This is a genomic window from Microbacterium sp. HJ5, assembly GCF_054824025.1.
Window position 1 is genome coordinate 20,801 of record NZ_JSYE01000024.1, and the last position, 23,216, is coordinate 44,016.

14 protein-coding genes are annotated in these 23,216 nt (G+C 71.0%); 12 read left to right on the top strand and 2 right to left on the bottom strand.

The window, feature by feature from the left end:
- Positions 1-28 precede the first annotated feature (28 nt).
- The 12 genes from OB08_RS11975 to OB08_RS12030 all read left to right on the top strand — a co-directional run bounded on the left by OB08_RS11975 (position 29) and on the right by OB08_RS12030 (position 19,112).
- Complete coding sequence (locus OB08_RS11975) at positions 29-994, top strand: AAA family ATPase (protein WP_461475007.1); 966 nt, start codon at positions 29-31, stop codon at positions 992-994.
- Positions 991-2,364, top strand: coding sequence for a DUF58 domain-containing protein (locus OB08_RS11980; protein ID WP_461475009.1), 1,374 nt, complete (start codon positions 991-993; stop codon positions 2,362-2,364). The genes OB08_RS11975 and OB08_RS11980 overlap by 4 nt, the downstream gene beginning before the upstream one ends.
- Positions 2,361-4,871 (top strand): transglutaminaseTgpA domain-containing protein, encoded by a 2,511-nt coding sequence (locus tag OB08_RS11985; protein ID WP_461475010.1) that lies wholly within the window; start codon positions 2,361-2,363, stop codon positions 4,869-4,871. The genes OB08_RS11980 and OB08_RS11985 overlap by 4 nt, the downstream gene beginning before the upstream one ends.
- The gene (locus tag OB08_RS11990) at positions 4,868-6,391 is read left to right on the top strand and encodes a DUF5684 domain-containing protein (protein WP_461475012.1); all 1,524 of its coding nucleotides are present in this window, start codon (positions 4,868-4,870) and stop codon (positions 6,389-6,391) included. Before OB08_RS11985 ends, OB08_RS11990 begins: the two co-directional genes overlap by 4 nt.
- Entirely contained in the window at positions 6,388-7,239 is an 852-nt protein-coding gene (locus OB08_RS11995) for a hypothetical protein (RefSeq protein ID WP_461475014.1), read from the top strand. The genes OB08_RS11990 and OB08_RS11995 overlap by 4 nt, the downstream gene beginning before the upstream one ends.
- Positions 7,240-7,263: 24 nt before the next feature.
- Entirely contained in the window at positions 7,264-8,664 is a 1,401-nt protein-coding gene (locus OB08_RS12000) for an RDD family protein (protein ID WP_461475016.1), read from the top strand.
- The gene (locus OB08_RS12005) at positions 8,661-13,148 is read left to right on the top strand and encodes an FtsK/SpoIIIE domain-containing protein (RefSeq protein WP_461475018.1); all 4,488 of its coding nucleotides are present in this window, start codon (positions 8,661-8,663) and stop codon (positions 13,146-13,148) included. Before OB08_RS12000 ends, OB08_RS12005 begins: the two co-directional genes overlap by 4 nt.
- Before the next feature lie 289 nt (positions 13,149-13,437).
- A complete protein-coding gene (gene rpsL / locus OB08_RS12010; protein ID WP_013584051.1) occupies positions 13,438-13,806 on the top strand; it encodes a 30S ribosomal protein S12 in 369 nt (122 codons plus the stop codon).
- Positions 13,807-13,811: 5 nt separating this feature from the next.
- Positions 13,812-14,282 (top strand): 30S ribosomal protein S7, encoded by a 471-nt coding sequence (gene rpsG, locus OB08_RS12015; RefSeq protein WP_056117669.1) that lies wholly within the window; start codon positions 13,812-13,814, stop codon positions 14,280-14,282.
- 71 nt (positions 14,283-14,353) lie between these two features.
- Positions 14,354-16,468 carry an elongation factor G gene (fusA, locus tag OB08_RS12020; RefSeq protein ID WP_461475021.1) on the top strand — a complete coding sequence of 705 codons (2,115 nt, stop codon included), beginning with the start codon at positions 14,354-14,356 and terminating at the stop codon, positions 16,466-16,468.
- A gap of 159 nt (positions 16,469-16,627) precedes the next feature.
- Entirely contained in the window at positions 16,628-17,821 is a 1,194-nt protein-coding gene (gene tuf, locus OB08_RS12025; RefSeq protein ID WP_109210491.1) for an elongation factor Tu, read from the top strand.
- Positions 17,822-17,900: 79 nt separating this feature from the next.
- Complete coding sequence (locus tag OB08_RS12030; protein WP_461475023.1) at positions 17,901-19,112, top strand: DUF6716 putative glycosyltransferase; 1,212 nt, start codon at positions 17,901-17,903, stop codon at positions 19,110-19,112.
- Between the two features lie 47 nt (positions 19,113-19,159).
- On the opposite strand, the gene OB08_RS12035 is transcribed toward OB08_RS12030, so the two are convergent.
- Complete coding sequence (locus OB08_RS12035; RefSeq protein WP_461475025.1) at positions 19,160-21,754, bottom strand: glycoside hydrolase family 99-like domain-containing protein; 2,595 nt, start codon at positions 21,752-21,754, stop codon at positions 19,160-19,162.
- Between the two features lie 79 nt (positions 21,755-21,833).
- Positions 21,834-23,207, bottom strand: a complete 1,374-nt coding sequence (locus tag OB08_RS12040) for a lipopolysaccharide biosynthesis protein (RefSeq protein ID WP_461475027.1) — start codon at positions 23,205-23,207, stop codon at positions 21,834-21,836.
- Positions 23,208-23,216 lie beyond the last annotated feature (9 nt).

The following is a 23,216-nucleotide window of genomic DNA, read 5'->3' on the forward strand; positions in this document are numbered from 1 at the left end:
CCCCCGCCCCTACCACAGAGGACAGCCAATGACGATCACGCAGGAGCAGGCGACCTGGTTCGCCCAGACGTTCTCCCAGCTCGCCGACAACGTCGAGCGCGCCGTGCTCGGCAAGAGGCACGTGGTGGAGCTGGTCCTCACGGCGATGCTGAGCGACGGGCATGTGCTGCTCGAAGACGTACCGGGCACCGGCAAGACCTCGCTCGCTCGCGCCATGGGCCAGTCGGTGCAGGGGACGAACACCCGCATCCAGTTCACGCCCGACCTGCTGCCCGGCGACATCACCGGCATCAGCGTGTACGACCAGAAGGAGGGCGTCTTCGAGTTCCACGCCGGCCCGATCTTCGCCAACATCGTGCTGGCCGACGAGATCAACCGCGCGAGCCCGAAGACGCAGTCCGCGCTACTCGAAGTCATGGAGGAGGGGCGCGTCACGATCGACGGCGTCTCGCGCCAGGTCGGTGTTCCGTTCCTCGTGCTCGCGACGCAGAACCCCGTCGAGCAGGCCGGCACCTACCGCCTGCCCGAGGCCCAGCTCGACCGGTTCATGATGCGCGCGTCGCTCGGCTACCCCGATCACGCGGCGACGGTGCGCATCCTCGACGGCGCGGCCGTGCCGACCGAGGACCTGCCGCCGATCATCACGCCGCAGGCGCTCGTGGGCATGGCGGACCTCGCCGCGCAGGTGTACGTGGACGCGCTCGTGCTGGACTACATCGCCCGCCTGGTCGACAGCACCCGGTCGGCCGACGAGGTGCGGCTGGGTGTCAGCATCCGCGGTGCTCTCGCCCTCACGCGCGCGACGCGCACGCGTGCGGCCTCGCAGGGCCGCACCTACGCGACGCCCGACGACGTGAAGGCGCTCGCCGTCGCCGTGCTGTCGCACCGCCTGATCCTCCACCCCGAGGCCGAGTTCGACGGTGTGACCCAGGAGGCCGTGGTCGGCCAGGTTCTCCTCGACGTGGCACCGCCCAGTCGGCGCGAGGCGGTATGAGCCTCACCGAGTCCCGTCTCACCCGCACGTCGGCGTCCACCGGCACCGGCGGCCGCACGCACGTCACGGCGACCTCCGTCACGTCGGCCGGTCGCTCGCGCACCCTCGTGCGCGCCGCCGTGTGGGGTGCCGGCGCGTGGACTTCGGTCCGCGACGCCATCGCGGCCGCGGCCGCGTGGAGCGCGCGCACGATCCGCCCGGCGGGCGTGCTCGTGGTGCTCGCGGCGACGGTGGGACTCGGGCTCGGCATCCTGTTCGGCTGGGTCGAGTGGATGGTGGCCGGCGCGGCCGCGCTCGTGCTGGTCGCGGCATCCGTCCCCTTCCTCTTCGGCGCGCGGTCGTACGACGTCGATCTCTCGCTCACCCACGAGCGCATCGTCGCCGGCGACGGCATCACCGGCGAGATCGTGGTGCGCAACGACGGACACCGCATCGCCCTGCCGGGGCGCCTGGACATCCCCGTCGGAGCGGGCCTGGTCGAGTTCGGAGTGCCGCTCCTGCGCCCCGGGCACGTCGTGTCGCAGCCGCTCGACATCCCGGGTCTGCGCCGCGGCATCGTCACTGTGGGCCCCGCCACGACGGTCCGCAGCGATCCGATCGGGCTCCTGCGGCGCGAGCACGCCTTCGACGACGTCCACGATCTGTTCGTGCATCCGCGCACGACGTCGCTCCCCTCGACGAGCGCGGGTCTGATCCGCGACCTGGAGGGCAGCCCCACCCGCCGCCTCGTCGACGCCGACATGTCGTTCCACGCGATCCGCGAGTACGCGCCCGGCGACTCGCGCCGGCAGATCCACTGGAAGTCGACGGCCAAGACCGGCCGGCTCATGGTGCGCCAGTACGAGGAGTCGCGCCGCTCCCGCATGGCCGTGGTGCTGGGAGTCGCCGAGCACGAGTACGCCGACGCCGACGAGTTCGAGCTCGCCGTGAGCTGTGCCGCCTCGCTCGGACTGCGAGCGGTGCGCGATGCGCGCGACGTCGAGATCGTCACGGGGTCGGAGATCCCTCGCGTGGTGCGCGGGCGTCTGCGGGCCATCCGGCACATCCCCGCCGCGGCGCCGCGACCCATGCTCGACGGGTTCAGCGGCGTGGCGACGCTCGAGAGCACGATGCCCGTCGCCGACGTCTGCCGCCTGACCGCCGAGTCGGGCGACCGCCTCTCGATCGCGTTCGTCGTCGTCGGCTCGCGGGTGACGCTCACACGGCTGCAGCAGGCGGCGCTCGCCTTCCCCGCCGACACCGCCGTCGTCGCGGTGATCTGCGACGAGCGCGCGCATCCGCGCATGCAGCCGCTGTCGGCGCTGACCGTGCTGACCGTGGGCACGCTGGACGACCTGTCGGGCCTGCTCCTGCGGGGGGCGACGGCATGACCAGGATCCCGGATGCCGCACCTGCGGCCGAGCGCGCGCAGCGGGGCGTCTCGCGCATCGTCGCCGGCTCGATCTTCACGGGTGTCATCGTCGCAGTCGCCGCGCTGGCGTCGTGGCCGATCTACCGCTCGTGGCAGCTTCCCCTGCTGGTGGGCGTCTCCGTCGTCCTGGCGGGTGCGATCGCGGCCGTCGCATGGCGACGTCGCTGGGGCGGGTGGCTCGTGGCCGCCGCGCTCGGCGCCTCGTTCCTCCTCGTCGGCGTGCCGCTCGCGGTGCCCTCGCGGCTGGGTACGCCGTCCGAGCTCCTGCGCGGGCTCGCCGAGCTGGCATCCGGCGTCGTCTTCGCATGGAAGGACCTCGTCACCGTCGAGCTCCCGGTGGGAGCGTACCGCAACCTCCTCGTCCCGGCGCTGCTCGTGTTCCTCGTCGGCACGTGCGCCATGCCGCTGCTGTCCTGGCGGGACGGCCGCATCGCCTACGCCGCGGTGCCGGTCGCCCTGGGCATGGTGTGGTTCGGGCTGTTCTTCGGGCGCACCACCGTCAGCGCGCCTCTCGAGATCGGGCCCGTCACCCTCTACGCCCCGCTGGAGACGGCCCTGGGTGCCGCGAGTCTGCTCGCGTGCCTCCTGTGGCTCGCGTGGCGCACGCACCACGAGCGGGTCCGCGCCCTCCAGCGCGCCGCGGTGTCGAGCGGCGTCCGTGTCTCGCGCAAGCCGTCGCGAGCGGACCGCCGACGCGCGGCCCTCGGCGCGGCCATGATCGCCGGCGCACTCGTCGTGGCCGTCGCCGTGGTGCCCTTCGCGGCGCGTGGAGCCGAGCGCGAGGTGCTCCGCACCGCCGTCGGCCCCGAGATCGACGTGTCGGCCGCCGTGAGCCCGCTGGCCGAATACCGAGGGCTGTTCACCGACGAACGCGCCGACGAGGTGCTCTTCACGGTGGAGTCCGCGGGCGAGCTTCCCGCGCGCCTTCGGCTGGCGACGCTCGACGCGTACGACGGCGAGGTCTTCCGCAGCGGCGGGGAGGGTGCCGTCGACGCGGGCCGGTTCGTCCGCGTGCCGTCGGCACTCGACGCCGGTGCCGGCACCCCGGTCGAAGCGGAGGTCTCGATCGAGGGTCTGGACGGGATCTGGATGCCCACGGCCGGCCGCCTCGCCGCCGTGACGTTCTCGGGCGACCGGGCAGCCTCGCTCGCGGACCGGTTCTACTACAACGCCGACGCGTCGGCGGGCGTGCAGACCGCCGGCGGCGGTCTCGAGCCGGGAGACCGCTACGTCGCGCGGGGCGTCGAGCCCGACCTTCCGGCGCTCGCCGAGGTCGAGGCTCCCGGCGGCGTCGACGGCAGCGTCGCCGCCCCCGACAGCCTGCGCGCGTGGATCGACGCGCATGCCACCGCCACCGGCGGGGCGGCGCTGGTGGAGCTGGTCGAGCTCCTGCGCGAGCGCGGCTACCTGAGCCACGGGCTGACGGAGGGCGAGGGTGAGCTCGTCTGGGCGCAGGACCTCGACGGCTACACCTTCCAGCCCAGCGCCTCGGGTCACTCGCTCGCGCGGATCGACGCGATGTTCGCGCGGCTGCTCGAGCGCGAGAACGATCCCCGCGCCGAGGCATCCGGCAACTTCGTCGCGGCGGTCGGCGACGACGAGCAGTTCGCGGTCGCCGTCGCCCTGATCGCGCGCGAGCTCGGCTTCCCCTCGAGGGTCGTGCTCGGCGCCCGGCTGGGCGAGACCGAGCCCGGGCTCGCGGCGTGCGACGACGGCGTCTGCCGCGGGCGGGATCTCTCGGCCTGGACCGAGGTGCACTCGTCCACCGGCGAGTGGGTCCCCGTCGACGTGACGCCGCAGTACGCCCAGTCTCCGAGCCTCGACGTCACCGAGCAGCGCGACCCCGAGGTCGTGACCGAGGTGCGCCCCGACGCCGTCGAGGAGGTCATCCCTCCCGACCCGCTGCAGGAGGACTCCGCGGCGAGCGATCCCGACGGCGAGGAGGTGGGGCTCGATCTCGCCTGGCTCTGGCCGATGCTGCGCATCGTGGGCGTCGCCCTGCTGATCCTCGGCCTCGCGCTGGGGCCGTTCCTCGTGATCGTCGGCGCCAAGGCGACGCGTCGTCGCGGCCGTCGGACCGGCACGCCCGCCGCGCGCATCGCCGGCGGCTGGGAGGAGTACGTGGATGCCGCGGTGGACGCGGGCCGCGACGCGCCGCGCGCCCGCACCCGCCGTGAGCTCGCCGAGGGCTTCGACTCCGCGGCGGGCCTCCGGCTCGCCGACGTCGCCGATCGCGCCGTATTCTCGTCCGGAGACGAGACGGAAGCCGACGCGGCGGAGTTCTGGCGCTCGGTCGACGAGGAGCGTCGAGTCCTCGCAAGGGAGCGAGGGTTCTGGCGCGCACTCGCCGTGACCGTATCGTTGAGATCGTTCGTCCGCCACGTGGCACCCGCGCAGGGTGTCCGCACGCGTTTCGCCGAGAGGGGGAAGCGCCGGGCCCTCCAGCCCGTGCGTCAGCTGCCATGAATGCCGATGCATCCGCCGTCGTCGCCGGGATACTCATCTCGCTGATCGCGTTCGCCGCCGTCTACGTGTGGACGGCGCTCGCGCTGTCCGCCGTGTTCCGCAAGTCCGGCGAGGAGCCGTGGAAGGCGTGGGTCCCGATCCTCAACACGATCGTGCTGCTGCAGCTCGGCGGCCTCTCGCCGTGGTTCGTGCTGCTCGCCGTGATCCCCGGGTTCGGCGCCATCGCACTGTGGGTGGTCGTCGTCATCGCCTGCTACCGCATCAACGTCGCGTTCGGCTTCGGCGTCGGCATGACGGTGCTCGCGGCGCTGCTGCTGCCGGTGTGGGCGACCGTCCTCGGCTTCGGCTCGGCGCGCTGGGTCGGAGCCGACAGCGGCGCCGGCGTCCGCCGCAGTGCGGACGCCGATCACCGCACGCCGGCTGACGAAGGCCGCGCGCCGGCCGGGGAGAGGCGCCTGCCGGGCTTCTCGCCGGCGGATGCCGGTCCTCCGCCTCCGCTGCCTTCGCCTGCCCAGGCCGCACCGGCGCCCGCTTCGGGCTCGATCGCGGGCTGGGCGCCGTCCGCGCCGGCGCGACCCGCTCCGCCGGTGCCCACGATGCCGGCTGCTCCGGCGGCCGCCGAGGAGCCGATCTCGTTCGTGCCGGTGCACCCGGCCGCGGCATCCGCCGCTCCGCAGCCGCCCGCGCCTGCGCCTGCGGCCGATCCCGCGCCCGCACGTCCGGCCGATCCCGCGCCCGCCCGCCCGATCGACGACGAAGCCGACGCGCTGCCCGCTGCGCCCGCGCCGGCGTCGTCCGCGCGCGCGAACCAGGGCTGGGGCGGCTTCGAGCTCGGCGCGGTGGGCGAGCTGACCGGCGAGGTCACCGCCGCGGTCAAGGGCGCCCCGCACCCGATCGCCGCCGTCCCGGGCGGGGTCGTCGATGAGACCGAGGCCGTCGAGCCCTCGCCGTCGGTGACGCGCGTGCCCGCCGCCCGCCGCGCTCCCGAGGCCGAGCCGTGGGCTCCCGCACGCTCGCCGCTGCCCGAGGGCGACGCGTTCCCCGAGGCGTCAGGGGAGGTCTCGGCCGTGGCCGGGGCGCCGGATGCCGGCACCCCTCGCTCGGCGCGCACCTCGGTGTCGGCCCAGCATGTGCTCCCCGAGATCCCCGACGAGGTCGAGGCGACCGTGATCGCGCACCGCCGTCGCCTGGCGTGGTCGCTGACCCTCCCGACGGGCACCGCGGTGCCGCTCACGGCCGACGTCGTCCTGGTGGGGCGACGCCCCGCGCCGAGCACCGCCTACCCGAACGCCCAGCTCATCGAGGTCGGCGACGGCACCGTCTCCAAGACGCACCTGCGGCTCGAGCGCCACGACGACGAGTGGTCGGTCACCGACCTGCATTCGACGAACGGCACGATCCTGATCGCGTCCGACGGCGCCGAGCGCGAGATCGCGCCGGGCGCCGCGCATCGCGCCCCCGCACGCCTCCTCGTCGGAGACGCCGAACTCCGGCTCGCGCCGGACGATGCGAGCCGATGACGTCGAACGAGCCTCATCCGGAGCGCGAGGCCGCCTCCGCGGGGGTGCCGGAAGGCCACGACGTCGAGGCGACCCAGCTCTCCGCCCGTCGCGGCGGCGCGGGAGCGGTGCCCGACGAGACGATCCCGTCCGCCCGGCGGATCGCCGCGGCTTCGGTGCCGGTCGCCGCCGAGGCGCCTCTCGAGGGCGAGGCGCCGCTCGATGCGACGGTGGTCTCGTCACGCCGGCGTCCGACTGACCCCGAGCCCGATGACGGGACGGTGATCTCGTCGCGCCGGCGTCAGGCCGCGCCCGACGACGGCACCGTGATCTCGTCGCGCCGCCGTGCGGCTGAGCCCGCGCCCGCGTCCGACGATGTCACCGAGCTCGCCGTCCGCCGGCATCCGGCCGTCGCGATGCCCGACGATGCGACGGCCGTCTCGGCGCGCCGCCGCTCGACTGCCGAGCCGGAACCCGTGGAGGTTCTCGCGTCCCGGCCCGGCATGGCCGGCGTCGATACCGTTCCCGAGCACGAGGACACTCTTCTGCGGCCGGGGGCTCCATCGGCCACGCCGGCCGCTCCTCTCGAGGCGGACCCCACCGCCGTGCGCGTACGCGATGCGCGCATACCGGATGCCGCCGCCCTGCGCACGCCGCAGGCGCCGCGGCCGGTGCCGACCGTGACCGCGGTCCGTGCGCCGGCGCCGACGCGCCCGGCGGAGCCGGGTGGCTCGGCCGCGCCGGTGGACCATGAGAGCCTGGAGCGTGCCGTCCGGGTCGAGGGCCGCCGCCGCGTGCTCCTCGTGGTGGTCTCCGCCGCGGTCGTCGCGCTCGCGTCGGCCGGTGCTCTCGTGATGCTGCTGACCTGACGCACAGGTGACGTGAGGATGACCATGACCGACCCCGCTTCCGCCCGATCGGCCGAAGACGCCGCGCTGACCGACGACGTGTCGCCCGAGTCGGCGCAGCGACTGGGGATCGTTCCCGCGGGCGCCGGGTTCCGCTCGCTCGCCTTCACGATCGACGCCGCGATCTGGATGGTCCTGGTGTCTCCGCTGATCGTCGGCGCCGTCATGCTCTCCCTCGGCGACGCGTCGCTGCTCCCCTTGATCCTCGTGGGGGCCGGCTGGCTGCTCACCACGCTCTTCGTGCTGCTCCAGCTCGTCCTGCACGGCCGGCGCGGCGTCACCGCCGGCAAAGCGGCGCTCCGCCTGCGTTCCGTCTCGGCGACCCACCTCGGCCGGCCGGGCTTCTGGCGAGTGGTCCTTCGCGCACTCGTGCTGTGGGCCGGCTTCCTCGTCCTGGTGGTCGTCGGTCCCGCCGTCCTCTTCGCGTCGAGCCTGTGGGATCCGCAGCGGCGGGGGCGCAGCATCCTGGACCGGATCGGCGGATGCTGGGTGATCGATGCCCGCGCGGGGCTGGACCCGTTCGACGCCAAGGCCCTCCGTCACGCCCGGCGCGCCCTGCGCGGCCGGCCCGATGACGGCGAGAACCTCCCGTCGATGGCGAGCGGCGCCGACGCCGCGTCGGCGCTGCGCATCCCCGACGCGCGCTCGCGAGCCGGCGTCGTCGGCCCGGGTGGGACGGGCGCGCAGTGGGCGCTCGCGCAGTCCGCCGACGACCTCGGCGTGATCGACGGCGTCCCGGGCGCCCCGTCGTCGACGGCTGTCGGTCAGGGGAGCGTCGCGGCGGGGTCGGGGTCGAGCTTCGCCCCCGCGATCCAGAGCTTCGCCCCGGCCGGCGGGGTCGGCGCGGCAGCGCCGTTCTTCCCGGAGCCCGCACCCGCCCAGCCCGCACCCTCTCACGCCGCACCAGCCTCCGCCGCACCAGCCTCCGCCCCGGCGCCGGCGCCGCAGGGGCGCGTCGAGTCGCCCCCGCACGCCGCGGGAATGCCGGCGCCCGCCGAGGTCGTCCAGGCCGCCGGTGCGGTGCCGCCGGCCTCCTCGCGTCGTGCGCAGGCGATGATCCGCTTCGACGACGGCTCGGTCGTACGCGTGCCGCTGCTCGGCCTCATCGGGCGCGACCCCGAGGCATCCGCCGGCGAGAGCGCCGATGCACTCGTGCGTCTCGAGGATCCGCAGCGCCTCATGTCGAAGACCCACGCCGCGTTCGGACAGGACGCCGAGGGCGTCTGGGTGGGCGACCGCGGATCCCGCAACGGCACGCAGCTGCTCTCGCCGGGCGGAGACGTCGTCGACGTCACCGCGGGGGAGCGCATGCGGGTGCCCGTCGGCTGGACCGTCCAGATCGGCGGCAGGACGTTCGAGCTCGTTCCGAGAGGTGCTGATTCGTGAAGCTGAAGCTGGGCCTGCGTCGTGGGGTCGGAGCCGCCGTCGACGTGCTGGTCACCGCTGATTCGACCGCGACCGTGCAGGACGTCGCGCGCGCCCTCGCCGAGGGCGACGCCCTCGCCGCACCGGGCGGCGTGAACGCCAGCGACGTCCCCACCCTGCTCGTGGCGTCCCCCGCGGGCCAGCCCGTCCACCTCGACCCCTCCTCATCGATCGCGGATGCGCCGATCGGCTCGGGCTTCGACGCGTCGGTCGTGCCGGCCGTCCCGGGCGCGGGGGTCGACGGCGCGGTGACCGCGGCCGTCATGCGCATCCTCAGCGGGCCCGACGCGGGCCGCACCGTGCCGATCCCCGTCGGCTCGACGGTGATCGGTCGCGTCTCCCCGGCCCAGATCGTGCTCGACGACCCGCTCGTCTCGAAGCGCCATGCGCGCGTCGAGGTCGACAAGAGCATCGAGCTCGTCGACCTGAACTCCGCCAACGGGCTGATCGTCGACGGCGGGCTCGTACAGCGCGTCCGGGTGATCCCCGGCCAGAAGATCACGATCGGCGCCACCGACGTGTCGTTCTCGCTCGTCCCGCGCGTCGAGACCGACGCCTCGCAGGTGCTCGAGCGCGGCGGCGCGCTGATGTTCAACCGCTCGCCGCGCGTGGAGGATCGCTACGCGGGGCAGGAGTTCCGGCATCCGATCATCCCGAACGAGGCAGACCCGCGGATCTTCCCGTGGCCGATGATCATGGCACCCGTGCTGCTGGGCTTCGCGATGTTCGCGGTGACCCAGCGGCCGACCTCGCTGCTCATCGTCGCGATGGCGCCGCTCATGATGCTCGGCAACTTCATCGGGCAGCGCACGCAGCAGGGCAAGAAGCTGCAGCTCGAGATCGAGACGTTCGAGACGCAGCTCGACGAGCTCGAGGAGCAGCTGCAGGCCGAGGAGGTGGTCGAGCGCGAGCGCCGCAGGGCGGAGGCGCCGGCGACAGCCACGGTGTACGAGAACGCGATGGCCCTCGGACCCATGCTGTGGACCAGGCGGCCGGAGCACTGGAACTTCCTCGGCCTTCGTCTCGGCGTGGGCGCGGGCATGAGCCGCAACACGGTGCAGGAGGCCAACGACCAGCGGGGGATCGCGCAGTACTCGCAGCTGGTGCGCAAGCTCCGCGACCGGTTCTCCCGCATCGAGGACGTGCCCGTCATCGAGCTGCTGCCGTCGGCCGGCGCCATCGGCATCGCCGGCCCGCGCGAGCTCGCAGCGGACGTGGTGCGCGGGCTCGGCGTGCAGCTCTTCGGCCTGCACGCACCCAACGAGGTGGTCACCGCCGCCATCGTCGACCCCGGCTGGACGGGCGACATGGAGTGGATGAAGTGGCTGCCGCACACCACCAGCCCGCGCTCGCCCTTCGCCGAGATGGCCCTGGCCGACAGCCAGTCCGCCGGCACCGCCCTCCTCAACGGCCTCGAGGAGGCGATCCTCGAGCGCCTGTCGGGCTCGGCGACGCATCGCGGCCCGCTCGCCGCGAGCGAGGCGTCGATGGCGCTCGGCAAGCAGGTCGGCGAGTCCCGCGGCGCCTCCGGCTCCACGGTGGCCGACGTGTCGCTGGTCCTGTTCGTCACCCATGACGCGCCGGTCGACCGGCCGCGCCTCACTCAGGTGATCGAGCGGGGGCCGGATGCCGGTGTCTACACGGTCTTCGTCGCACCGACCGTCGAGTCGCTCCCTGCCTCGTGCCGGACGTTCATCGACGTGACGCACGGACTCGATGACGCGACCGTCGGGTGGGTGCGCGCCGGCGACCGCGCGCAGAGCGTCGGCATCGAGGGGGTCTCGCGCGAGTACGCGGAGATCTTCGCCAAGCGCCTGGCCCCCGTGGTGGACTCGAGCTCGGTGGCCGCCGACTCGTCCGACCTGCCCGCGAGCGTGTCGCTCCTGCGGCTCATCGGCACCGACATGGCGGCCGAACCGCAAGCGGCCATCGAACGCTGGCGCCAGAACAACTCCATCGTCGACCGCACGCGCGGACCTCGACCGCGGCTCAAGCGGGCCGGCACGCTGAAGGCCTACGTCGGTCAGGGCAGCCCTGATGCGATGTCGCTCGACCTGCGCACCCAGGGTCCGCACGCACTCGTGGGCGGTACCACCGGCTCGGGCAAGTCCGAGTTCCTCCAGGCCTGGGTGCTCGGCATGGCCGCCGAATACAGCCCCGACCGCGTCACGTTCCTGTTCGTCGACTACAAGGGCGGGTCGGCCTTCGCCGACTGTGTCGAGCTGCCGCACACCGTCGGCCTCGTGACAGACCTGAGCCCCCACCTCGTGCGCCGCGCGCTCACGAGCCTGCGGGCGGAGCTGCACCACCGCGAGCACCTGTTCAACCGCAAGAAGGCCAAGGACCTCCTCGAGCTCGAGAAGCGCCAGGACCCCGAGACCCCGCCGGCACTCGTCCTCGTCATCGACGAGTTCGCAGCGCTCGCGACCGAGGTGCCCGAGTTCGTCGACGGCGTCGTCGACATCGCCCAGCGCGGCCGGTCGCTCGGCATCCACCTCATCATGGCGACACAGCGCCCGGCGGGCGTCATCAAAGACAACCTGCGCGCCAACACGAACCTCCGCGTCGCGCTGCGGATGGCGGATGCCGCGGACTCGAACGACGTCGTCGGCGATCAGGTCGCCTCGACCTTCGACCCGTCGATCCCGGGCCGCGGCATCGCGAAGACCGGTCCGGGCCGACTGGTGCCGTTCCAGTCCGGGTACGCCGGCGGCTGGACGACCGACGAGCCCGATCGCGCTCAGGTGCGGGTGGCCGAACTCCGCTTCGGATCGGTCACCCTGTGGGAGGCGGAGGGCGACGGCGACTCCGACACCCACGACGAGGATCTCGGCCCCAACGACCAGAAGCGGCTCGTCGCCAATCTCGTGCAGGCGTCGGCGGATGCCGGCATCCCGGCCCCCCGCCGCCCGTGGCTCGACGACCTCGCGGCCACGATCGACCTGCGCGACCTGCCTCTCGAGGGCGACCGGCGCATCCCGATCGGCCTCGCCGACATCCCGCAGCGCCAGCTGCAGGAGGCTGTCTTCTTCCAGCCCGACACCGACGGCCACATGCTGGTCTACGGCACGAGCGGCGCGGGCAAGAGCGCGGCGCTGCGCACCATCGGCATCGCGGCCGGGGCGCGGCCCGATCTCGGCCGCGTCGCCGTCTACGGCATCGACTTCGGGACCGGCGCTCTGCGATCGCTCGAGACGATGCCCCACGTCGGATCGGTGGTCGCCGGCGACGACGTCGAGCGCGTGCAACGCCTCTTCCGCACCCTGCGCGGCGTCCTGGACGACCGCGCGAAGCGCTACTCGGACGTGAACGCCGCGACCCTCACGGAGTACCGCGAGATCACCGGCGACACCGCGGAGCCGCGGATCATCGTGCTGCTGGACGGATTCGGGGTGTTCAAGCAGGACTGGGAGACGTCGTCCACCCGGTCGGCGTTCTACGGCATCTTCATGCGACTCCTCGGCGAAGGCCGGCCGCTGGGCGTCCACGTGGTGGCCACGGCCGACCGCTACGGTGCCGTGCCCACCGCCGTCAGCGCGAACGTGACCAAGCGCATCGTGCTGCGCATGTCCGACGAGGGGGCGTACTCGATCCTCGGCGTGGCGAAGGACGTGCTCAACGAGCGCAGTGCTCCCGGGCGCGCGATCGTGGACGGCCTCGAGACGCAGGTCGCCGTCATCGGCGGCACCACGAACGTGGCCGAGCAGAACGCGGCGGCGGAGGCCTTCGCCGCCGCGCTGCGCGCGGCCGGGGCGATCGAGGCCAAGAACATCGGCTCGCTGCCGACCGAACTCTCCGAGAGGGAGCTGCCTCCCCGGGTGGGCGACCTCCCCGCGCTCGGCATCGGAGACGACACGCTCGGGCCCACCGGCTTCGAGCCCGTCGGCACCTTCGTCGTCGCCGGCCCTCCGCAGAGCGGCAAGACGACGGCCCTGCGCGGCATCGTGTCGGCGCTCGAGCGGTTCGATCCCGAGGTCGAGCTCTTCCACGTCGGCGGCCGGCGAGCCGCGCTGCGCGACTTCCGCAAATGGCGGCAGGCCGTGTCGGGCATCGAGGATGTGCGCGCGCTCGCGAAGGAGCTCAAGGAGATCGTGGCGGACGAGTCGATCTCCAAGAAGATCGCGATCGTCGTCGAGAACATCACCGAGTTCGGCGACACCGACGCCGAGCGCCCGCTCAAGGAGCTCTTCCAGGCCGTCAACCGCAGCGACCACTTCCTCGTCGCCGACGGCGACGTGGCGCAGCTCTCGAGCGGTTACGGGCTCATCGGCGAGCTGAAGGCGGGCCGCCACGGCATCGCCCTGCGCCCAGAGACGTACGACGGCGAGTCGCTCTTCAAGGTGCCGTTCCCCAAGGTCCAGCGCCATGAGTTCCCCGCCGGGCGAGGGCTCTTCGTCGAGAACGGCCAGCTCGTCACCGTGCAGCTGCCGCTCGTGGGGGAGTGAGCGCGCCCGCGTTTGACCGGCCCCCGGCATCCCGCGTATCATTGATCGGGTGTGCGCTCACGCGCGCCGTCCGCCGTGCCCCGGCATGCAGACGGCTCGCCGGGCGCCGCATCTCAGGGAACGGTCTGCGAACAGGCCACCCCCACGGCATATCCACCACACAAAGGCTCGGCATCATCATGCCGCTCCGGTGGATGAATGTGAGCCCGCCGCGTCACGAATCGCAAGATCCGGATGCAGCGGGGGAGACACGAACGCTGTCACCGTGCAGCACTACATAGGAGAGAACGTGCCAACCATTCAGCAGTTGGTTCGCAAGGGTCGCTCGCCCAAGGTCTCGAAGACCAAGGCGCCGGCGCTCAAGTCGAACCCGCAGCAGGCGGGTGTCTGCACCCGCGTGTACACGACCACGCCCAAGAAGCCGAACTCGGCCATGCGCAAGGTCGCCCGTGTCAAGCTCCGCAACGGCACCGAGGTCACCGCGTACATCCCCGGCGAGGGCCACAACCTGCAGGAGCACTCGCTCGTGCTCGTCCGCGGCGGTCGTGTGAAGGACCTCCCCGGTGTCCGCTACAAGATCGTCCGCGGTGCGCTCGACACCCAGGCAGTCAAGAACCGTAAGCAGGCTCGCAGCCGCTACGGCGCGAAGAAGGGCTAAGGAACATGCCTCGTAAGGGACCCGCCCCGAAGCGCCCCGTCGTCAACGACCCGGTCTACGGCGCACCGATCGTCAGCCAGCTGGTGAACAAGATCCTCGTCGACGGCAAGAAGTCGCTCGCCGAGTCGATCGTCTACACCGCCCTCAAGGGCGTCGAGGCGAAGAACGGCCAGGACGCCGTCGCCACGCTCAAGAAGGCCCTCGACAACGTGCGCCCGACCCTCGAGGTCAAGTCGCGCCGCGTCGGCGGCTCGACCTACCAGGTGCCGGTGGAGGTCAAGCCTCACCGCGCCAACACGCTCGCCCTCCGCTGGCTCGTGAGCTACGCCAAGGGTCGTCGTGAGAAGACGATGACCGAGCGCCTCCAGAACGAGATCCTGGACGCCTCGAACGGCCTGGGTGCCGCGGTCAAGCGCCGCGAGGACACCCACAAGATGGCCGAGTCGAACCGCGCCTTCGCGCACTACCGCTGGTAACCAGCTCTGTGTCGCCGGCCGGGGAGGACCTTCCCGGCCGGCGCATCCCGAACACGTAAGGAAGACATCCCGTGGCACAAGAAGTGCTCACCGACCTCAACAAGGTCCGCAACATCGGCATCATGGCGCACATCGATGCCGGCAAGACGACGACGACCGAGCGCATCCTGTTCTACACGGGCGTCAACCACAAGATCGGTGAGACGCACGACGGCGCTGCGACCACCGACTGGATGGAGCAGGAGCAGGAGCGCGGCATCACCATCACGTCCGCGGCCGTGACGTGCTTCTGGGACAAGAACCAGATCAACATCATCGACACGCCCGGCCACGTCGACTTCACGGTCGAGGTCGAGCGCTCGCTCCGCGTCCTCGACGGCGCCGTCGCCGTCTTCGACGGCAAGGAGGGTGTCGAGCCCCAGTCCGAGACCGTGTGGCGTCAGGCCGACAAGTACGACGTCCCCCGCATCTGCTTCGTCAACAAGATGGACAAGCTGGGCGCCGACTTCTACTTCACTGTCGACACCATCGTCAACCGCCTGAAGGCCAAGCCGCTCGTGATCCAGCTGCCCATCGGCGCGGAGAACGACTTCGTGGGCGTCATCGACCTCGTCGAGATGCGCGCGCTCGTCTGGCCCGGCGACGCCAAGGGCGACGTGACCATGGGCGCCAAGTACGAGATCCAGGAGATCCCGGCCGACCTCGCCGACAAGGCGGCGGAGTACCGCGAGAAGCTCATGGAGACCGTCGCGGAGTCCGACGAGCACCTGCTCGAGAAGTACTTCGGCGGTGAGGAGCTCACGGTCGCCGAGATCAAGGGCGCAATCCGCAAGCTGACCATCGCCTCGGAGCTCTACCCCGTGCTCTGCGGCTCGGCGTTCAAGAACCGCGGCGTGCAGCCGATGCTCGACGCGGTCGTGGACTACCTGCCGTCGCCGCTCGACGTCCCCGCCATCGAGGCGAAGGACCCGAAGAACGAAGAGATCATCATCGAGCGCCACGCCGACCGCGAGGAGCCGTTCGCCGCTCTCGCGTTCAAGATCGTGACGCACCCCTTCTTCGGTCGCCTGACCTACATCCGCGTCTACTCGGGTCACCTCGACTCCGGCGCCCAGGTCGTCAACGCGACCAAGGGCAAGAAGGAGCGCATCGGGAAGATCTTCCAGATGCACGCCAACAAGGAGATGCCGGTCGACTCGGTCACCGCGGGCCACATCTACGCCGTCATCGGCCTCAAGGACACCACCACCGGTGACACGCTGTCCGACAGCGCCAACCAGGTCGTCCTCGAGTCGATGACGTTCCCGGAGCCGGTCATCGAGGTCGCCATCGAGCCCAAGACGAAGGCCGACCAGGAGAAGCTGGGTCTCGCGATCCAGAAGCTCGCCGAAGAGGACCCGACGTTCCGCGTCGAGCAGAACGCCGAGACCGGTCAGACGGTCATCAAGGGCATGGGCGAGCTGCACCTCGACATCCTCGTGGACCGCATGAAGCGCGAGTTCAAGGTCGAGGCCAACGTCGGAAAGCCGCAGGTCGCGTACCGCGAGACGATCCGCAAGTCGGTCGAGAAGCACGACTACACCCACAAGAAGCAGACCGGTGGGTCGGGCCAGTTCGCGAAGATCCAGTTCACGATCGAGCCTCTCGAGGTCACGGCCGACAAGACGTACGAGTTCGAGAACAAGGTCACCGGTGGCCGCATCCCGCGCGAGTACATCGGCCCCACCGACCAGGGCTTCCAGGACGCCATGAACGTCGGCGTGCTCGCCGGCTACCCCATGGTGGGCGTGAAGGCGATCCTGATCGACGGCGCCTCGCACGACGTCGACTCGTCCGAGATGGCGTTCAAGATCGCCGGCTCGATGGGCTTCAAGGAGGCCGTCCGCCGCGCGAACCCGGTCATCCTCGAGCCGATCATGGCCGTCGAGGTGCGTACGCCCGAGGAGTACATGGGCGACGTCATCGGCGACCTCAACTCGCGTCGTGGCCAGATCCAGTCGATGGAGGACGCCGCCGGCGTCAAGGTGGTCCGTGCCAACGTGCCGCTGTCCGAGATGTTCGGCTACATCGGCGACCTGCGCTCCAAGACCTCCGGCCGTGCCGTCTACTCCATGGAGTTCGACAGCTACGCCGAGGTCCCGCGCAACGTCATGGACGAGATCGTCCAGAAGACCAAGGGCGAGTAGCCCTTTCCGTCGGGATGCCTCGGTGACGCGGCATCCCGACGGGCACAACTTCACACAGAATCACCAGAACCGTCTCTACTAAGGTGGAGATATCCCCGTAGACGACCGGTCGCAAACCAGCGACCGGACCCTCTACACGAACGTCCTGAGGAGGACCCAGTGGCTAAGGCCAAGTTCGAGCGCACCAAGCCGCACGTGAACATCGGAACGATCGGTCACGTCGACCACGGCAAGACCACGCTCACCGCAGCGATCTCGAAGGTGCTCGCCGACAAGTACCCGTCGGCCACCAACGTGCAGCGCGACTTCGCGTCGATCGACTCCGCTCCCGAGGAGCGTCAGCGCGGCATCACGATCAACATCTCGCACGTCGAGTACGAGACGCCGAAGCGCCACTACGCGCACGTCGACGCCCCGGGTCACGCCGACTACATCAAGAACATGATCACCGGTGCCGCTCAGATGGACGGCGCGATCCTCGTGGTCGCCGCCACCGACGGCCCGATGGCTCAGACGCGTGAGCACGTGCTGCTCGCCAAGCAGGTCGGCGTGCCCTACCTGCTCGTCGCGCTGAACAAGTCGGACATGGTCGACGACGAGGAGATCCTGGAGCTGGTCGAGCTCGAGGTTCGCGAGCTTCTCTCGTCGCAGGACTTCGACGGCGACAACGCCCCCGTCGTGCGCGTCTCGGGCCTCAAGGCTCTCGAGGGCGACGCCGAGTGGGTCGAGAAGATCGTCGAGCTGATGGACGCCGTCGACGAGTCGATCCCCGACCCGGTGCGTGACAAGGACAAGCCGTTCCTCATGCCCATCGAGGACGTCTTCACCATCACCGGTCGTGGCACCGTCGTCACGGGCCGCGCCGAGCGTGGCACGCTGGCCATCAACTCCGAGGTCGAGATCGTGGGTCTGCGCCCGACGCAGAAGACGATCGTCACCGGTATCGAGATGTTCCACAAGCAGCTCGACGAGGCGTGGGCCGGCGAGAACTGTGGTCTGCTCCTCCGCGGCACCAAGCGTGACGACGTCGAGCGCGGCCAGGTCGTCGTCAAGCCCGGTTCGGTCACCCCGCACACCAACTTCGAGGGCACGGCGTACATCCTGTCCAAGGAGGAGGGCGGCCGTCACAACCCGTTCTTCACGAACTACCGTCCGCAGTTCTACTTCCGCACCACCGACGTCACCGGCGTCATCACGCTGCCCGAGGGCACCGAGATGGTCATGCCCGGCGACACCACCGACATGACGGTCGAGCTGATCCAGCCGATCGCCATGGAGGAGGGCCTCGGCTACGCCATCCGTGAGGGTGGCCGCACCGTCGGCGCCGGCACGGTCACGAAGATCCTGAAGTAACAACTTCGGCACAACGGTGGGGTCGGATCCGAAAGGGTCCGGCCCCACCGTCCGTTCTGGACGGAGGCGATGAGGTCCGATGGTCGATGATGCGGCGCGCAGGGCTCGTCAAGTCGAGGATTCGCTGACGATCGGCGACCACAACGATCTCGATCGTCGTCCGCTCCGCGCTCTGCAGGGCTTCGCCGTCCTCGCGGGCGGGGTGTTTCGCCGTCACCAGCGGATGAGCCTCCCTTCACTGAAGGGCGGCCTCTTCGTCGTCGCCAACCCGGTCGCGCACGGTGCGCGGCTCGCTGCGGCGGTCAGTGCGGCGCTTCCGGCCGGAATGACCGTCATGGCCGACGCGCGCCTGTCAGATTCCTCGCTCGCCCTCGGAGCGAGCTTCCCCTCTCTGGCGCCCGCGTCGATGTTCGGCGTCGTCACCGCAGCCCGCGTACGTGAAGCGCTTCGCCTGCGACGGAGGCTGCGTCGGAGCGGCATGCGGCGCGGACGCGACATGTTCGACGTCTACCTGTTCCTCGCCCAAGCCGTGAGGTTCGCCGCTGCACGAGACGCGGTGGCGGGCGTAGGAATCGGCCGGGTCGTGATCGCGGACTTCGACCGCGCCGCGTACGCGGCGCCGATCGTGATCGCCGCGAATGAAGCAGCCATCCGAACCGCCTCGCTCGTGCACGGGTCCCCGAGCGCACGTACCTACCTTCCCCTGTACGCCGCGGCCGTGCTCCCGTGGGGGCGCGTTCAGGCCGACTGGTTCGCCGTGCACTCTCCGAGCACCGTGGTCCACCCAGTCGGGCGGCCGGACGTGGACGATGTCGACGCGCCGGTGGGTGAGTCACCCCGCCTCATCGTCTGCCACTCGCGTGAGGAACTGTCCGAGCACGAGCAGCACGCCATCCTGAGCCGTATCGAGTCGGCGGCGACGGTGGGTGAGCGGGTGATCGTCCGCCTGCACCCGATCTCTGCCTCCGTGGGCATCGAGGCGTCGTGGACCCGCATCACCGCTCGCGCCGACGACGTGACCCTCGGAACGGAGCCGCTGCACGAGATCGTGCGGCGCGGCGATACCGTCGTCGTCGTCTCCTCGACCGCGGCCCTGGACGCCGTTGCGCGCGGGGTGCATGCGGTGGTGGTCGCGGACGGCGGCCGCGCCCTGCCGGCCGACCTCGCTGCTCTGGCGCACGCGGACGGCGGGGTCCTGACCCGCGATGACTTCGTCGTCGCGCGCGGCGTCACGGCGCAGCAGCGGATCGCAGACGCACTCGCGGCCATGACCTCGACCGAGAGGCCGTAGCCCTTCGCTGGCTGTTCGGTCGGGCCCCGCTGACGCGGGACGAGCGATCAGCGCAGCGTGGCCCGCACGCGCCGGATCGCCTGCAGTATCGAGCCGGCCGCGGCGAGCGCCAGGGATCGCGCCCATCCGTACGTGGGCAGCCCCACCTGCGAGCCACGAGCGTCGTCGGCGATCGCGTCGGCGTGCCAGCGCGTCGCCTCGAGGTAGGCGCGCCCGTTCGCGGCATCCGGCTCGAGATGAGCCCCCTCTGCCCACTCGTTCCAGGCGTTCACGAAGACCAGGCCCGAGCTTCCTCGCGTCCGCTGTTCATAGGTGCGCGCATGCGAAAGCCACCTGCGGTACGACGCCGGGCTCGCGTCGAGATAGACCGTCGCGGCGCTGCCGCGACGGGCGGTGTTGTCCCAGCCCGGCACGACGGAGCGATAACGCACGAAGCGCGGAACGGGCCTTCCGCGGTAGCGCCGCGCTAGCCGGGGGTACGACATCAGTCGTCCTCGGAAGCTCCGCTCGAGTCCCTTCACCGGGAGGATCTTGGCCGCGCTGAGGGTGTTGGCGCCCACGGGCGGAAACTCGGCGACCGCGTCGAAGCCGTTCTGGCCGGGGACGATGCCGGGGTGGGTCTCGGCCGCCACGAGGTGCAGCGGTCCCACGCCCGCTTCGTCGGCGAGCCGATGCCAGACCTCGGCGAACTCCCGTCCGTCGGGCAGATGATCCGTGCGATGCACGAGCAGCACCGCCGCGCCGTCGACGCGCAGATAGCGCGGGTCGCGCAGATAGGGCATGAAGTCGGCGAAGATGTCCTCGGCCGATGTCGGACCGTAGTCCTGGCTGATGAGGCTCTCGTGATCCTTGCCGTCCCATCGACGACTCCAGCTCTCGTTCGCCCACGAGAGGCAGAACGGAAAATCCGGTCCGTCGGAGAGGTACTGCTCGACCGGCCGCTCGAGCAGCCGGGTGCCGCCGAACCAGTAGAAGTAGAAGCAGAATGCGTCGACGCCGTTCGCCGCCGCCATCTCGGCCTGACGATGCATCACGCTGACATCGGTCAGGTCGTACTCGCCGATCTCGGTCGACTCTCTGGGGTGGCCATGACCCGCGAACATGGACTTCGCGCGCCGAACATTCACCCACTCGGTGAAGCCCGTTCCCCACCACCGATCGTTCTCGGGAATGGCATGGAACTGGGGGAGGTAGAAGGCGACGGTGCGGGGTCGGTCGAGATCCGCGGCGGGTTCCTGCTGACGTCGGTCGAGGCGCGCGAACCACCAGAGGACGAGGCCGGTGACGATCGCGAAGAGGAGGTACCCGAGCACGTCGTACAGCGAGCCGCGGAGCACGAGCACGATCAGGGCCGCGACCGGCGCGTCCACGACGCGCCGCGTCGGCCAGGCGCGGAGCGGTGCCCCGGGGGTCACCGGCCGGACGAGGCCGAAGAGGACGCCGAACGCGACGAAGACGAGCACGACGCCGACGATGCCGCCGATGATGTACGCCTCGCCCCACAGAGGCATCGAGACGTTGGTGTAACCCATGCCGGTCACACGGGCCACGAGCGGCCCGGTGGCGTCTCCCACGACGAGCTGCGAGAGGCCGGGAACCCATCGGAGGAACGGCGCGATGAGGAGGGCGAGCGGGGCGGTCTCAGCCGCGGAGATCTGCCCGGACGCCTCCACCGCGCGCAGGAGCATCTCGAAGGAGTCGAAGTCGAACGTCACGAGCGCTTCGGCCGGAGACGAGACTGCGAGAGAGCTGGCGCCGGTGCCGTCGCCTCGCATCAGGTCGAGCGACGGGAAGACGGTCACCAGCGCGACGCCCAGGGCGGCGGGGAGGTAGCGCGCCAGCTCGCGGCCCGCGATGATCGCGCCCGCGATCGCGAGGAGGAAGCCGCCCGTCAGGAAGCGGGAGCCGGTGAGAGGATTGGTCACCACGAAGGCGAGAGCGCTCGCCAGGGCGATGAGCAGCCAGCTGACGGTGACGCCGTTGCGACGAGCGACGACGGCGACCGCGGGGAGGACGATCGCCCCCGCGGTCGAGACGAAGTACAGCGTCCCGGCGCCGACGATGTCGACGTTGGCGACGAGCTGGCGCTGCAGCTCCGCCTTGCCTCCGAAGAGGGCCGCGCCCGTGATCGCGATGTAGACGGCGGCGCATGCGACGTAGGCGATCAGGATCACCGAGAGCGCCGAGCGGACCGCCCGATAGCCCGATCCCGAGCTCGGCTCCCGGCCGATGTCGCGAAGGGCCTTTCGTGACTTGCCCGCGGAAACGAACGCCTGCGCGACCGCGACGGACGCGCAGCCCACAACGACGACGAGCAGCGCGGTCGTGACGGTGCCGTCGTCAAAGGCACCGCGCCAAGGGAACTGCGCACTGCTCAGCTGGTGCTGGGGCGCCAGCGCGAGGAACACGAACGACCAGACCCAGAATGTGCTCCACGCGAGGCTGAAGCGCCGCGAAGTTGCCGACGCCACGAGCCCGCCGGCAGTGCCCAGTGTCACGAAGACGAGCAGCGTCTTATTGAGCGGCGAGATCAGGGGGGAGCTGATCGACGAGACGAGCGCGGGGGCCGCGCCGGCGACGATGATCAGCGCGTAGACGGATGCCGCGATGACACGCCTGACCACCGGCCTCGGAGTTGCCACGTGTTTCTCCTCCGTGCCGTTGAAGTCTCCAGGTTGGATTCTAAAGGAAGCCTTCCTGACAAATCGGTGATCAGCGCCACTATCGGAGGATGCGTCGATTCGAGACGGCGACGGCCGCGGCGCACACAACGAAGGCTGCGGCAGCGATGAGGAGAGGCGGATGCAGCCACGCGACCGCCAGCGGGGCGGCGGCGGCCAGGATCAGAACCGGAACGGCTCCGAGGAGGGCAGGCCCTGCGAACCGGGTCCGTCGCCGGAGAACCCCCGCGACGATCGACTGGGAGATATGGAAGAGGGGGATGCCGAGCGCGAGTGCGACCAGTCCCTGCCAGCCCAGCATGCTCACGGCGACGACACCGGCGATCGCGACGGCCGCCGATGCCGGGGTCGTGATCGCCAGCATCCCCGTGCGGCCCGAGAGGAACACGAGATGCATGTTCGACAGATAGACGGCCATGAACGCCGTCGCCGTCGATGCGACGAGGGCGGCGTCGAGGAGGCCGGGCGAGTAGATCTGCGGACCCGCGATGAACCGTGCCACGGGTTCCGCGGCCACAGCGAACCCACCGGTGAGCAGGAAGACGAGAACCGCCACGGCGCGGGTGCTTCGCGTGAGCAGCGCCGTGCGCTCCTCATCGGGCGCGCGATAGATCATGGGCGCCCACGCGTTGTTGAAGGCTCCCAGCACGATGAGCGGCGCGGTGCCGAGGAAGAGCGCCAGCTGCAGCTGCCCAGCGGCTTCGACGCCCTGAAGCAGCGATGCGAGGATGACCAGGGTGCTGACGAGCAGGGCCGATGCGACGGAATGCGGAACCGTCGGAAGTCCGATCGCGAGGTTCTCACGCAGCTCCACGAGGGAGAAATCGGCGCGGCTGATCCGCGGCAGCAGAAAGAGCCCCGCTGCAGCTGCGGTCGTGTGGCCGATCGCCACGCCCGCGAGATAGTCGCCCGGGGTCGGCCCGAGGAGCATGATCGCGATCAGACCGAGGCCTGGTCCGGCGAACGCGGAGAGGACGCCCAGCGCGACGAACGTCTTGACCCTCTCGACGGCTCGATACACCGACTGGGTGAGGGTGAGGATGCTCAGCGACACAGCCGACAGTACGGGCCATACGAGCACCGTGGACTCCGCCGCCCCGCCGAGGATGATCGGGCCCCACAGCGGGATCAGGGCGGCGAGGACGGCGCCGAGGAGCACTGCGGCCGCCGCACCGCAGAACACGAGGGCGACCGCCCCGCGCACTCCGGATCCGCCGATGATGGCATGCCGGGTGATGGACGCTGAAAGACCCAGGCCCAGCACGATGGCCCCCATCTGGTAGAGGGTGATCGAGACGCCGACCACCCCGAACCCCTCAGCCCCGAGAGCGCGGGTGACGAGAGGTGTCACCAGAAGGCTGACCAGCACGGGTGCCACGGTGGCGAGCGCGTACACCGCGCCCGATCCGAGCATCCCCCCTCG